Raw genomic sequence first — 13,088 nt, 5'->3', positions numbered from 1 at the left:
TCAAAAATCCCTCCTCATTTTCATTCCTTAATATACGCCTGGACAATCTCCACCAGATGGTTGGAAGAAGCAGTGCTTTTTAAAGCGACCAGAATTTTGCTGATCATACCAAGTTGGTGGGCAAGGGCCTTCAGGTCTAAAGAACCATAAGGCAAAGTTGGCGGGCCAAAAACGTTGTCCCTGAATAGTCCGTCTTGCCAATGCGATATCTTGTTCTCTCGCTCGTTGATAAAAATACCCTTTTTGAGTTGCCTCAAAACCACCAGGATTTTGATAAACCATTTGACGTAAATTACGTATTTTTTTAAAATCTAAACAATTTCCGCGGACACGATTTACCCCAACGTTTCCAACCATTAACATCCCTTGTTGGCCTTCTCCTTCGGCTTCAGCACGCATCAGTCTAGCTAATAACTTTACATCTTCTTCGTTATATGCGATAACACCCATTATGTGTCACCTCTCTTTTTGGAATGCCTTGTAGAAAGAGGTTCATTTCTAGATGAAGTGTGGAACAATTACTAGTTCATACGTATGAGAAAAAGGACGCAGATATGACAACCAAACGAAGTTTTACATCTAGAGGGGAAAATAAAAAAAGCTAGCGGGAGCTAGCTTTTCATCATTAAAATACTTTAGACCATAAGTTTGAGAAGAAATCGCCAATTGAACGCATTGTTAATACGAACCAATTTGCTTTTTCTACTTCTTCAGTCGTTTTTGCAGTAACTTTTATACTTTTATTTCCGTCTAAGAAACCATATTTATCAGTTGGTTCTAAGACGATTGAACCTACCTTTGCATATTTCTTAATAGGAGCAACTAAATGCCCATCTTCAGCAAGTGATTTATCTGCTTCAGTAGAAATTTTGTAAGGTGATTTGCTACCTTTTGCAGTAACTACTGTCACTTCTTTTTCTGGTGCAACTGTTACGTAGTCTTCTTTTCCTTTTACTACAGAAATTTTGTTGTTTTTATCTATTTTTAATTTCTGTTTTTCGAAGTTATTAAATCCATACTCAATTAATGCGCGAGATTCTGTGAAACGTTCGTCCATTGATTTCGTTTTAATAATAACAGAGATAAGACGTAAATCACCGCGTTTTGCTGTAATAGTGAATCCATATCCAGCGGTATCAGAACTTCCTGTTTTTAAACCATCTGCTCCTTCATAAGAGAAAGCAGCACCTGGTAACATCCAGTTCCAATTTTCCATACGAATTGGTTTCGGATGATTATCTGGGAAGTTTCTAAATCTTTGTTTTGTATCCTCTAGCATTTCTGGATACTTTGTAATAATTGTTTTTGAAAGAATACCCATATCGCGAGCTGACATGGAGTTTTCTCCATTCGGATCAGTTCCTTCAGGATGTTTTCCTTTTAAATCAGCGTTGTTTAACCCTGTAGCGTTTACGAATTTATATTTCTTTAACCCTAGTTTTTTCGCATGTTCATTTGCAAGATTTAAGAAGTTCTTTTCACTTCCTGCAAGTAATTCTGCTAAAGCAATACTAGATCCATTCGCAGAGAAGATAACGATAGAATGATATAATTCTCTTACAGTATACTGGCGTCCCTTTTCGAACGGTACGTTAGAGAATTCATTGTTACGTGAAACTTCATAAGCGTAATCAGAAATGTTTACTTTCGTATCCCAAGTGATTTTTCCTTCTTTAATTGCTTCTAATACGGCATAAACAACAATTAATTTTGACATACTAGCGATAGCTAGTAGTTCATCTGGATTTTGTTCATACAGTATTTTTCCTGTATCTGCATCAAATAGAAGTGCAGCAGCTGCCTCTATATGTATTTTTTCTTCCGCATGGGATGTTGTTACTCCTAAGGAAGAAAATGACAATAGAAACAATAGTGAAATAGACAAGATTTTCTTCATATACATTATCACCTTCGCATCGTTATTAGCATATAGCTCGTACCATTTTAGCATAAATTCGGATGTGAAAAGGTTACAATCTTACAAGAAATTTGAAAAGAATTTGTCGATTTTTGTTCAAATTTGCAGAGAAAAGAAGGTTTTTGCAGGTAAATGTAGAGGGTAATAAAAAAAGGAACGAATTTCGTTCCTTTTTTATATTATATGTGTAAAAATGTTGTTACTTTTTCGCTTGGTAAAATGTTTCCGACAAAGAATGTTCCAAATTCACCGTAGCGAGCACTTACTTCATCGAAGCGCATTTCATATATAAGTTTCTTAAATTGAAGAACATCGTCAGCAAATAATGTTACGCCCCACTCAAAATCGTCAAATCCAACTGATCCTGAAATAACTTGGCGCACTTTACCTGCGTACTGGCGACCGATTTTGCTATGACTGTACATAAGTTTCTTACGTTCATCCATAGGAAGCATATACCAGTTATCATTACCTTGGCGACGCTTATCCATTGGATAGAAGCAAATGTGATTTGCTTTCGGTAACTCAGGATATAAGCGAGCTAAGACTTGTGGGTTTTGGTATGGGTCTTCATCAGCTGGAAGATAGTTGCTTAGTTCAACAACAGATACGTAAGAATATGCAGGAACTAAATATTCAGCTAATGTTGTTTTATTTAATTCTGTTTCGATTTCATTTAACTCTTCCATTGTTGGACGTAAGATCATAAGCATAATATCTGCTTTTTGACCAACAACTGTATACATTGCATGACTGCCTTTTTTTGCAGTAGCTACTTCGTTCCATTTTTCAACGACATTTAAAAATTCAGACACTGCTTGTCCGCGTTCGTCACTAGATAATGTTTTCCATGCTGCCCAATCAATAGAACGTAAATCATGTAAACAATACCAGCCATCTAACGTTGTTGTTGCTTCACTCATTCTATTCACCTCAGTTAATGATATTTTACACGTTAACTATAGCATATATAGGATTAAAAACATCTACATAAAGTTTCGGTGCATAAAACTGTCACATTTATATTTACTGAAAAACGGGAGAAAATAAGGCTTAAGTAGGCTTTATTTTCCGGCTGAATTTTATGAAAATATAATCATTTTCATTTTATCTATTTTTTGGGAGCTATAAGTTTAAAATATAGCTGAAAAGAAGTATTCTTAAAGGTAGATTAGTTTTTAACATTTGTAGGAGGGTTTATTCGTGAGCAATTTATTTACAGCAGTAAAAGAAAAAGTTCAAGGAAAAGGCATTTCTATCGTACTTCCTGAAGGAACTGATGAAAGAATTTTAGGCGCTGCAGAGCGTTTAGCAAAAGAAGAACTAGTAAAACCAATTTTAGTTGGTAATAAAGAAGAAATTAGCGCAAAAGCTGCTAGCATGAACTTAACATTAGCAGGCGTTGATATTTACGATCCAGCTACATACGAAGAGATGGATGCAATGGTAGCATCTTTCGTTGAACGCCGTAAAGGTAAAGCAACAGAAGAAGATGCTCGTAAAATTCTTAAAGACGAAAACTACTTCGGTACAATGCTTGTATACATGGGCAAAGCACAAGGTTTAGTAAGTGGTGCAGCTCACTCTACAGCTGATACAGTTCGTCCAGCACTTCAAATTATTAAAACAAAACCAGGCGTTACAAAAACTTCAGGCGTGTTCATCATGGTACGTGAAGAAGAGAAGTATGTATTCGCTGATTGCGCAATTAACATTGCACCAAACAGCCAAGATTTAGCTGAAATTGGTATCGAAAGTGCAAAAACGGCTGAACTATTCGGCATTGACCCACGCGTTGCTATGTTAAGCTTCTCTACAAAAGGTTCTGCGAAATCTCCAGAAACAGAAAAAGTTGTAGAAGCAACTCGCATTGCAAAAGAAATGGCTCCTGAATTAGCTTTAGATGGAGAATTCCAATTCGATGCTGCATTCGTACCATCTGTAGCTGAGAAGAAAGCTCCAGGTTCTACAATTAAAGGTGATGCTAACGTATTCGTATTCCCAAGCCTAGAAGCTGGTAATATCGGCTACAAAATCGCTCAACGCTTAGGTAACTTCGAAGCAGTAGGACCAATCTTACAAGGCTTAAACATGCCTGTAAATGATCTATCTCGTGGATGTAACGAAGAAGAAGTGTATAAGTTAGCTTTAATTACAGCAGCTCAAGCACTTTAATTCTATAATGAATTAATATGAAAAAAGACCACCCTATTTCTTTTGAAATGAGGGTGGTCTTTTTTATTTTTCTAAACCAAGTGCCTTATTATTACGGTCAATAATACGTTGTAAATTCGTCTCATATAAAGGAACTTCATCTACTGTTAGCTGAGATGGTGTTAACTTTGGAGCGAATTGTTGCAGTGTTTTTAAAAGGCGCATCATTAAATCTTGCACTGTAATTGTTTCGCCAAGTAATTCAGATAGTGAAGCCATCGTAATTGGCACAATTTCAGGATACGTAAATCGTGTTTCTTCTCCTTGAATTGCTATGTTGTAAAAATCACGAACGAGTGCGGCACGCTCAGATCCGCTTCCTGTCGCACATAAGTAAATTTGTACAGCAACGCCTCCGCGAATACGACGCTGAGAAATACCAGCAAATTTTTGATCGCGAATGCTCAAATCATAGCTACCAGGACAATAAGAACCAACAATTTCTTTTGCCTCGATAGTAACATCGTAATCTTTTAACATTTCCTTAATTAAATGCCACATCGTATCGTATCCAAGATCGATGTCGATACCTTTTTCTGTTTCTTGGAATAAAAGTGATACGTTTAAAACACCTTCATCAAGTACGACAGCAAGTCCACCAGAATTACGAACGATAACATTGAAGTCGTTTTCTTTTAAAAAGGAAATACCTTCTTCTAAATGTGGTAGGCGTGAATCTTGAATGCCAAGAACAATTGTATTGTGATGAACCCAAGAGCGCATTGTTGCAGCGGATAGACCATTTCCAATACTTGTGCATAACGTGTCATCCATTGCGAATGACTGCAATGCATGGAATGTTGGTCCTAAACTAGACTGATCCGCAATACGCCACTCTGGCTGAGATAAAATCGAACGGGAATTGCTCATATAACTAACCCCTTATTTATAAAATGACAACCTCTATTATAGCAAAAAATGAAGAAAGGGGTTTTCTCGGATATAAAGGGGGATTTTGAAGTGAAAGAATAAAAAGGATGCATTGCATGCATCCTTTTTATTCTGCAATTTTTTCTAAGTTACCGTTTCGATCCATGCGGAAAGATGTTTGTGAGCGTTCCTCATCATCCATTACTGCTAATTTACGAGCACGGTTCATAATATTCATAAGTGTTTCGTAATCCTCTTGTACAGTATGAGATTGTTGTTCTAATTTTTCTAGTTTCCTTTCTAGTTCTTCATTTCGCAAGATTTGCGCTTTAATTTCTTGTTTCAATCTCGTATTCTCGTTTTCAAGAGCTGTTACTTTTATATTTGAAGATCCAACTGTTTGTAAAAAGTAAATAACATCTTGCATTGTTATTGAGCTTTTTGGAGCAGGGACAGTCGGCTTTTGATATGGAATAGCTTCTGTATATTGAACAGCTGTTTCATACGGTACGTGTTCTTCATAATCAGTTATCGCCTCTGAAGCTGGTGGTGTATAAAGCAAACGTTTTTTTGCCTGTTCACCGCCCGCAGCACGCATTTTATCTTTACGATGTTTTTTTGCTAGTTGAAGAGCTTGTTCATAGCTATAGCGAACAACAGCATTCCAGCGGAAACCACAAGCAGCAGATGTGCGATTTAACTGATCACCTACTTCTTCAAATGCATTTAACTGAGTACTTCCTTCTCGAACATGGCGAAGCACCGTTTCAGCAAGTAATAAATCGTCCTCGTCTGTCCAAGCATCTTGTCTTACTTTCATAGATTCAACTCCCTTTCTTTTTATGAACTTCCTATTTTTATAATGGGCAAAAAAATGAGCTTTTATACAAAGCTTTTAAAAATATGGTAGATTTCAATGAAGAGAAGAAAAGTGGCTATGAATGATGGGAGCTTTTGAAGGAGAAAATATAAATAATAGGTAGCCTTATATAGGAATAGAGCTACGCGCGGACACTTGCAACAAGCTTCAAAGAGCGGTAAAATACCATTTAGTGTTTATTTTTAAATGTACTTGTGAAAAGTTTAAAATAGAGGAAGTGTTATATATAATGGGAAACGAATTTCGTGTGTGTGATGATTGTCAGGCAACGAACGTTAAAACGTTGATTCCGAAGTTAAAAAAAGTAGATTCATGTGCAACGATTGAGGTTGCATGTCAGTCTTACTGTGGCCCTGGTCGTAAAAAATCATTCGCGTTTGTAAATAATCGTCCAGTTGCGGCTCCAACAGAAGACGAATTAATTGTAAAAATTGAAGCAAAGTTAAATAAGTAAGAAAAAGAAGAGTGAACAGGTTACTCTTCTTTTTTTATGTCCATAAGATAGCGCTTTGTATGAATTCGTATTTCAAAATAATGGTTGACAGTCTTTTGACGTGGTAGGTAGAATAGAAAGTGTCTGATTCTGAGAATCATTATCATGAGAATGTCAATTCACCTAATTTTTTTATTATTATTTGAGAATAAATTTCATTTTATTAAATATATGTTGTTGGTTAGGATGGTTGAGGGATGGAAGCGAGCGCAAGGAGTATAGAACAGCAAGATGTGAATGTTAAAGAGATTAAGAGCAGACCGCTCGTTGCTTCTATTATTTTAATAGCAGGCACAATTTTGTTAGCTTTAAGCATGGCAGTTTCTATTTCGTTTGGTGCAGCAGATATTAGTTTAAAGACCGTTTGGCAAGCTGTATTTCAGTTTGATGGGTCTATAACGCATCATAACGTAATTCAAGAACTTCGTATGCCTAGAGCAATAGGGGGCGTAGTTGCAGGTGCCTTTTTAGCGGTATCAGGAGCAATTATGCAAGGTATGACACGAAATCCACTTGCATCCCCATCGTTAATGGGGATTACAGATGGTGCAGTATTCGGGATTGCAATTATGTATGCATTCTTCCCTAATTCACCTTATTTAATGTTCGTTATCGCATCTTTTATTGGAGCTGCGTTTGGAGCGAGCATTGTATATGGTATTGGGTCTTCTTCACCAGGTGGATTAACGCCTGTGAAATTAGCTTTAGCTGGTGCAGCAATTAGTGCTTTATTAGGGGCAATTTCATCTGGAATTGCATTGTATTTCAACCTTGCCCAAGAGGTAAGTATGTGGAATGCAGGCGGTGTTGCCGGAGTGAAATGGCAAAGTATTAATATGTTAGTACCGATTGGCCTTGTTTGTCTCGTCATAGCAATTATGATGTCGAGATATATTACAATTTTAAGCTTTGGTGAAGAAATTGCGATTGGACTTGGTCAAAATACGACATTAATTAAATTTATCGGAACAGTACTTGTTCTTGTATTAACGGGTTCTGCGGTTTCTATGGCAGGATCAGTTGGATTTGTTGGACTTGTAATTCCGCATATGACTCGTTTCCTTGTAGGCTCAGATTATAGATGGGTTATTCCATGTTCTGCAGTCTTAGGTGGATTGTTAATTGAATGTGCAGATATGTTATCTCGCGTTATTAATCCACCATTTGAAACGCCAATTGGAGCAATTACAGCGCTAATTGGGGTGCCATTCTTCCTCTACTTAGCACGTAACGAAGGGAGAGGAAAAATGTGAGGACGAGCGTCTTAACAAAAAAGAACGTTTCTATTTTAACGATTTTAGTAGGATTAATCGTTGCTATATTTTTAATAAGTTTAAATACAGGAACATTTAAAATACCTCCAATAGATGTATTAAAGTCATTGGTTGGATTAGGTGCAGAAGATCAATCTGTCATTTTATTTGAATTTCGAATGCCACGTATGGTTATTGCTATATTAGTTGGTTCTGCGTTAGCTATGTCAGGTGCAATTTTGCAAGGGTTATCACGAAATCCACTTGCTGATCCAGGTATTATAGGTATTAACGCTGGAGCGGGATTAACAGTTGTTGTATTCGTCTACTTTTTCTTTGGAAAAGTTGGAACTGGTACATTCTTATCTGTATTTATCCTTCCATTCTTCGCACTAATTGGTGCGATATTAGCAGCGGTTATTATTTATTTACTAGCATGGAAAGACGGTGTTTCATCCACTCGATTAATTCTTGTTGGTATCGCTGTTGCAGCCGGATTTGGTGCTGTTAGTTTAATTTTTTCTATGAAGATGACATCTAATGATTTCCGCTTTGCAACAATTTGGTTGGCAGGAAGTTTATGGGGAACAGATTGGAAGTTCGTATTAAGTGTACTCCCATGGATGGTTATTTTCTTACCACTTGCCATTAGTAAAGCGCACATATTAAATGTAATGAATTTAGGCGACTCTACAGCAGTTGGCCTTGGTGTAAACGTAGAAAAGGAAAGACGTAAATTATTATTTATTGCAGTTTGTTTAGCTGGTGCATCTGTTGCTGTTGCGGGCGGAATCGGTTTTATCGGTTTAATGGCTCCGCATTTAGCGAGAAGCCTCGTTGGTGGTAAACATCAAATTATGTTACCAACGGCTGCATTAATAGGAACGTTCTTGCTTTTATTTGCAGATGTAATCTCAAGAAGTGTGTTACCAACTTCAGAAATACCGGTCGGTCTTGTTATTTCTGTAATTGGCGCACCATATTTCATATATTTACTTATGAGGACAAAATAAAGGGAGGCTTTTTGTATGGCAACTTTAGCAGTTGATGCGGTATCTGTTGGCTATAATGAAGGGTTAATTATAGATGGATTAACAGTTGAAATTCCGGAAGGGCAAATTACAACGATTATTGGACCAAATGGTTGTGGGAAATCTACATTATTAAAAACGGCTTCTCGTATTTTGAAAGCAAAACGAGGTACTGTTTATCTTGATGGGAAAGCAATTGAGAAACAGCCAACGAAAGAAATCGCAAAGAAAATGGCGATTTTACCACAAACTGCAGAAGTGCCAACAGGCCTTACTGTGTTTGAACTTGTTTCATATGGACGTTTTCCTCATCAAAAAGGATTTGGAACATTGAAAGAAGAGGATTATCGCTACATTCATTGGGCACTTGAAGTGACGGGGATGACAGAATTCGCAAATCGTCCAGCAGAAGCTTTATCAGGTGGTCAGCGTCAACGTGTATGGATTGCGATGGCTCTTGCACAAGGAACAGATTTACTTGTGTTAGATGAACCAACAACATACTTAGATATGGCTCATCAACTTGAAGTATTAAACTTACTGAAGAAGTTAAACAAAGAAGAAGGCAGAACGATTGTTATGGTTATTCATGATTTAAATCATGCTTCTCGTTTCTCTGATCATATGATTGCATTAAAAGCTGGGAAGTTAATGAAACAAGGAACGCCAGATGAAGTTATGACAAGTGAAACGCTTCGAAATGTATTTGAAATCGAAGCTCAAATCGTTCCATGTCCAGTAAACTGTAAACCAATTTGTTTAACATACGATTTAGCGATGATTAATAATCAATTGCGTAAAAAAGCGTAATTAATAGAATTTCCCCCTCTTAAAGAGGTGAGAGGGGGAGTTCTAATGGACGTTGAGCTTCTGACCCATGGATGGGAAGTTGAACGCCCGTTAGAACGGGATATAAACAACAATTAATGAAAATATATTAATTAATTGTTGTTTTCGTTTCTTATAGTTACATGCAAATTATAAGAGAAATACAGCTAGAAGGAGTGGGAATATGAAAAATTTTAAAATGGCACTATTAGCAATGGTACTAGTTGTTACTTCTGTACTATTTGCAGCTTGTTCTAACAAAGAAGAAGAAAAGAAAGCAGATGCGAAGGATACGAAAACTGAAGAGCGCACTGTACAACACGCAAAAGGGGAAATTAAAATCCCTGCAAATCCAAAGAAAATTGCTGACCTTAGTGGTTCAACAGAAGAATTATTAATTTTCGGCATGAAACCGATTATTACTGCAAATACAACACAAGAAAAAATTGATGGACATATTGCAAAGAAATTAGAAGGTGTGAAACCAGTAGGTTCTGCTTGGGGCGATAAAATTAACATCGAGGCAGTAGCTGCTGCAAAACCAGACTTAATTCTTGTAAACAATCGTCAAGAAAAGATTTATGATCAATTATCTAAAATTGCACCAACAGTTATGTTAAAAACTCCATTAGACCAATGGCGTCCAAAATTCGAAGAAGTAGGTCAAATCTTCGGTAAAGAGAAAGAAACAAAAGAATGGTTCAAACAGTATGATGAAAAAGCAAGCAAATTACATGACAAAATCATCGCTAAAACTGGTGATGCAACATTCATGAAAATGGCTGCATATCCAAATGCTTTCCGTGTATACGGTGACTACGGTTACGGTAGCGTAATCTTTAATGACTTAAAATTACCAGCAGTTAAAGGTACACCAACTGATAAACCGCTAGTACAAGTACAAAAAGAAGCTTTAATCGATTACAACCCAGATTACTTATTCGTATTTACAACTGGTGACGGTTCTCAGCGTCTAAAAGAATTCCAAGAAGAATCAATTTGGAAAAACATGAACGCTGTTAAAAATAATCACGTATTCACAATTAGCAATGAAGACCTAAACAAAGGATACTTCCCACTAGGTAAAGAAATGATCCTAGACGAAGTTGCTGAATTTGTTTTAGGAAAATAATATATAAAGAAAAATCACTTTTACGTCGGTAAAAGTGATTTTTCTTTATATAACAGGAATTAATATAGTCTTTCATTTCTTTCTGTTTCCTATATCGTTTATAATATATAGTAAGAATGCAGTAAAGAAAGGGGGATGTCGGAAAGTGGTATATTTAAACGACAAACTCAGCGAAACAAAAGTGTTTAAAGACCCAGTACATAAATATGTGCACGTGCGTGATCGCGTTATTTGGGATTTAATCGGAACGAAAGAATTTCAACGCTTGCGCCGTATTAAGCAGCTTGGAACGACATTTTTTACATTTCACGGTGCAGAGCATAGTCGCTTTACTCATTCGTTAGGTGTATATGAAATTATTCGTCGTATGATTGATGATGTGTTTGATGGCAGACCAAATTGGAATGCTGAAGATAGATTGTTATGTTTATGTGCTTCATTACTTCATGATGTTGGTCACGGCCCATTTTCTCATTCGTTTGAAAAAGTATTTTCGTTAGATCATGAGAAATTTACGCAAAAGATTATCGTTGGTGATACGGAAATTAATCGTGTATTAAGCCGTGTGGATAAAGATTTCCCGCAAAAGGTAGCAGATGTAATTGCGAAAACATCTACTAATAAATTAGCGATTAGTATGATTTCAAGCCAAATTGATGCTGATCGTATGGATTATTTATTAAGAGATGCATATTTTACTGGTGTAAAGTATGGGAACTTTGATATGGAACGTATACTGCGTGTCATGCGCCCGTATGGTAATCAAGTTGTCATTAAAAATAGTGGTATGCATGCTGTAGAACATTATATTATGAGTCGTTATCAAATGTATTGGCAAGTATATTTCCATCCAGTAACACGTAGTGCAGAAGTAATTTTAACGAAGATTTTACACCGAGCTAAATCACTGCATGAGAAGTATTATGCGTTTAAATATCATCCTGTTCATTTCTATTCTTTATTTGAAGAAGAAGTAACAGTAGAGGACTATTTAAAGCTAGACGAGAACGTAATGTATTATTACTTCCAAGTATGGCAAGACGAAGAAGATCCAATTTTAAGTGACTTATGTCGCCGTTTTATGAATCGAAATTTATTTAAATATGTAGAGTTTACAGATAAACACGGTTTAGATAATTGGATGGAATTAAGTAGCTTATTTAAAAAGATTGGACTAGATCCAGAGTATTATTTAGTTGTTGATTCAACATCGGATTTACCGTATGACTTTTACCGCGCAGGAGAAGAAGAAGAGCGTCTGCCAATTTTACTTCTTATGCCGAACGGGGAACTTAGAGAGCTTTCGCGTGAATCGGATATTGTTGAGGCGATTACAGGTAAGAAGCGAACGGATCAAAAGCTATTCTATCCACATGATTTAATCTATGAAGATGGAAGAAAAGGAAAATATAAAGAGAGAATTATCGAGTTGTTAGAAGGAAAGAAATAAGAAGCAGCTAAGAGCTGCTTCTTATGAAAAAACTTGAAATTATTTGTCGCTTAAGCGTTTTCCGCCAACTGCATAATGGTTTTTAGACATTTCTTCGATGAAAACAACGATGTTTTCTTCAGGAGCACCAGTTGTTTCGCTTACTGCTGCTGTTACTTTCTCAGCAAGAGCTTTCTTTTGTTCTTCTGTGCGTCCTTCTAGCATTTTCACTGTTACGTATGGCATGTACAATCGCTCCTTTTATGTAAGTTACACTCTTATTATAGCGGATTATGAGGAAGAACAATCGGAAAAACAAATAATTTCTTTTTTGGACATATTGAAGAGGAGATGAACTATGGATCAGTTATTTAGATATCCGTTGCACCAAATTCCATTGGTAGCAATGGCGATTATTATTGCGCTATCTGTGCATGAATTTGCACATGCGTATGTTGCATATAAATTTGGAGACGATACAGCAAAGAAACAAGGACGGTTAACGTTATCACCGATGGCTCATTTAGATCCTATCGGGATGATTGCTGTATTGATTCTTGGATTCGGTTGGGCAAGACCGGTGCCTGTTAATCCGTATAACTTTAAAAGACCGCGTCTTGCGGGAATATTAGTTTCTATTGCGGGACCGATAAGTAATCTTATTTTAAGTGCAATTGGTTTAATTATTTGGTATAGCTTAATAACATTTGGAGCGTTAGATGCGATGCCACCTGCAGTAGCAGATACGTTAAGTCAGTTCTTCCAAATTTTCATTGGGCTTAATATTGTTTTACTTGTATTTAACTTATTACCGATTCCACCACTTGATGGGTATCGCGTTGTGGAAGATTTAGCACCAGCAAATATTCGTGCGAAAATGACACAGTATGAAAAGTATGGATCAATTGCGTTATTAATTCTTGTTATTACACCGCTTAGCAATTACACAATTCAGCCTATTTTCAATGTAGTTATTCCGTATGTATTAGTATTTTTACAAAGTATCATTGCGCCTATTTTCGGGCTCCTATAATTATTAA

14 protein-coding genes are annotated in these 13,088 nt (G+C 36.5%); 8 read left to right on the top strand and 6 right to left on the bottom strand.

Features of this window, described 5'->3' with window-relative positions; all coding sequences use genetic code 11:
* Positions 1-27: 27 nt before the first annotated feature.
* The 3 genes from cwlJ to hemQ all read right to left on the bottom strand — a co-directional run bounded on the left by cwlJ (position 28) and on the right by hemQ (position 2,841).
* Positions 28-450, bottom strand: a complete 423-nt coding sequence (gene cwlJ / locus NSQ47_RS20115) for a cell wall hydrolase CwlJ (protein WP_000538158.1) — start codon at positions 448-450, stop codon at positions 28-30.
* A 175-nt stretch (positions 451-625) separates the two neighbouring features.
* Positions 626-1,903 carry a serine hydrolase gene (locus NSQ47_RS20110; RefSeq protein ID WP_341037843.1) on the bottom strand — a complete coding sequence of 426 codons (1,278 nt, stop codon included), beginning with the start codon at positions 1,901-1,903 and terminating at the stop codon, positions 626-628.
* A gap of 194 nt (positions 1,904-2,097) precedes the next feature.
* On the bottom strand, positions 2,098-2,841 hold the full coding sequence (gene hemQ / locus NSQ47_RS20105; RefSeq protein ID WP_002113124.1) for a hydrogen peroxide-dependent heme synthase: 744 nt from the start codon (positions 2,839-2,841) through the stop codon (positions 2,098-2,100).
* A 280-nt stretch (positions 2,842-3,121) separates the two neighbouring features.
* Here hemQ and pta point away from each other — a divergent pair, with 280 nt between their 5' ends.
* Positions 3,122-4,093 carry a phosphate acetyltransferase gene (pta, locus tag NSQ47_RS20100; protein WP_002113123.1) on the top strand — a complete coding sequence of 324 codons (972 nt, stop codon included), beginning with the start codon at positions 3,122-3,124 and terminating at the stop codon, positions 4,091-4,093.
* A 63-nt stretch (positions 4,094-4,156) separates the two neighbouring features.
* Here the strand turns inward: pta and NSQ47_RS20095 are convergent, their stop codons facing one another.
* Together NSQ47_RS20095 and NSQ47_RS20090 are read right to left on the bottom strand one after the other, a co-directional pair.
* On the bottom strand, positions 4,157-5,002 hold the full coding sequence (locus tag NSQ47_RS20095; RefSeq protein ID WP_341037842.1) for a lipoate--protein ligase family protein: 846 nt from the start codon (positions 5,000-5,002) through the stop codon (positions 4,157-4,159).
* A gap of 127 nt (positions 5,003-5,129) precedes the next feature.
* Entirely contained in the window at positions 5,130-5,822 is a 693-nt protein-coding gene (locus tag NSQ47_RS20090) for an RsfA family transcriptional regulator (RefSeq protein WP_016106747.1), read from the bottom strand.
* Positions 5,823-6,111: 289 nt separating this feature from the next.
* Between NSQ47_RS20090 and NSQ47_RS20085 the strand changes: the two genes are divergently transcribed.
* The 6 genes from NSQ47_RS20085 (at position 6,112) to NSQ47_RS20060 (ending at position 12,069) form a co-directional block, all read left to right on the top strand.
* A complete protein-coding gene (locus tag NSQ47_RS20085) occupies positions 6,112-6,336 on the top strand; it encodes a DUF1450 domain-containing protein (protein ID WP_000526075.1) in 225 nt (74 codons plus the stop codon).
* Between the two features lie 236 nt (positions 6,337-6,572).
* On the top strand, positions 6,573-7,628 hold the full coding sequence (locus tag NSQ47_RS20080; protein WP_002113119.1) for a FecCD family ABC transporter permease: 1,056 nt from the start codon (positions 6,573-6,575) through the stop codon (positions 7,626-7,628).
* A complete protein-coding gene (locus NSQ47_RS20075) occupies positions 7,625-8,641 on the top strand; it encodes a FecCD family ABC transporter permease (RefSeq protein WP_002113117.1) in 1,017 nt (338 codons plus the stop codon). The genes NSQ47_RS20080 and NSQ47_RS20075 overlap by 4 nt, the downstream gene beginning before the upstream one ends.
* A 15-nt stretch (positions 8,642-8,656) precedes the next feature.
* Entirely contained in the window at positions 8,657-9,469 is an 813-nt protein-coding gene (locus NSQ47_RS20070) for an ABC transporter ATP-binding protein (protein WP_000212073.1), read from the top strand.
* 202 nt (positions 9,470-9,671) lie between these two features.
* Positions 9,672-10,619: an ABC transporter substrate-binding protein gene (locus NSQ47_RS20065; RefSeq protein WP_016106745.1), complete on the top strand. Its 948-nt coding sequence runs from the start codon at positions 9,672-9,674 to the stop codon at positions 10,617-10,619.
* 145 nt (positions 10,620-10,764) lie between these two features.
* Positions 10,765-12,069 carry an HD domain-containing protein gene (locus tag NSQ47_RS20060; RefSeq protein WP_002113111.1) on the top strand — a complete coding sequence of 435 codons (1,305 nt, stop codon included), beginning with the start codon at positions 10,765-10,767 and terminating at the stop codon, positions 12,067-12,069.
* A 39-nt stretch (positions 12,070-12,108) separates the two neighbouring features.
* Here the strand turns inward: NSQ47_RS20060 and NSQ47_RS20055 are convergent, their stop codons facing one another.
* Positions 12,109-12,294, bottom strand: coding sequence for a 2-hydroxymuconate tautomerase (locus NSQ47_RS20055; RefSeq protein ID WP_001147171.1), 186 nt, complete (start codon positions 12,292-12,294; stop codon positions 12,109-12,111).
* A gap of 112 nt (positions 12,295-12,406) precedes the next feature.
* On the opposite strand from NSQ47_RS20055, the gene NSQ47_RS20050 reads away from it, so the two are divergent.
* Entirely contained in the window at positions 12,407-13,081 is a 675-nt protein-coding gene (locus NSQ47_RS20050) for a site-2 protease family protein (protein ID WP_088079774.1), read from the top strand.
* Positions 13,082-13,088: the final 7 nt, after the last annotated feature.

The organism is Bacillus sp. FSL R10-2780 (assembly GCF_038006125.1).
In the GTDB taxonomy this organism is placed as follows: domain Bacteria; phylum Bacillota; class Bacilli; order Bacillales; family Bacillaceae_G; genus Bacillus_A; species Bacillus_A cereus_U.
The sequence above is the reverse complement of the archived record's forward strand: the minus strand, read 5'-3'. Positions and strand labels throughout refer to the sequence as shown.

Bases quoted from the DNA above. Each gene is read 5' to 3' on its own strand.
- cwlJ (WP_000538158.1), bottom strand. From the start codon at position 450: ATGGGTGTTATCGCATATAACGAAGAAGATGTAAAGTTATTAGCTAGA.
- NSQ47_RS20110 (WP_341037843.1), bottom strand. From the start codon at position 1,903: ATGTATATGAAGAAAATCTTGTCTATTTCACTATTGTTTCTATTGTCA.
- hemQ (WP_002113124.1), bottom strand. From the start codon at position 2,841: ATGAGTGAAGCAACAACAACGTTAGATGGCTGGTATTGTTTACATGAT.
- NSQ47_RS20095 (WP_341037842.1), bottom strand. From the start codon at position 5,002: ATGAGCAATTCCCGTTCGATTTTATCTCAGCCAGAGTGGCGTATTGCG.
- NSQ47_RS20090 (WP_016106747.1), bottom strand. From the start codon at position 5,822: ATGAAAGTAAGACAAGATGCTTGGACAGACGAGGACGATTTATTACTT.
- NSQ47_RS20085 (WP_000526075.1), top strand. From the start codon at position 6,112: ATGGGAAACGAATTTCGTGTGTGTGATGATTGTCAGGCAACGAACGTT.
- NSQ47_RS20080 (WP_002113119.1), top strand. From the start codon at position 6,573: ATGGAAGCGAGCGCAAGGAGTATAGAACAGCAAGATGTGAATGTTAAA.
- NSQ47_RS20070 (WP_000212073.1), top strand. From the start codon at position 8,657: ATGGCAACTTTAGCAGTTGATGCGGTATCTGTTGGCTATAATGAAGGG.
- NSQ47_RS20065 (WP_016106745.1), top strand. From the start codon at position 9,672: ATGAAAAATTTTAAAATGGCACTATTAGCAATGGTACTAGTTGTTACT.
- NSQ47_RS20055 (WP_001147171.1), bottom strand. From the start codon at position 12,294: ATGCCATACGTAACAGTGAAAATGCTAGAAGGACGCACAGAAGAACAA.
- NSQ47_RS20050 (WP_088079774.1), top strand. From the start codon at position 12,407: ATGGATCAGTTATTTAGATATCCGTTGCACCAAATTCCATTGGTAGCA.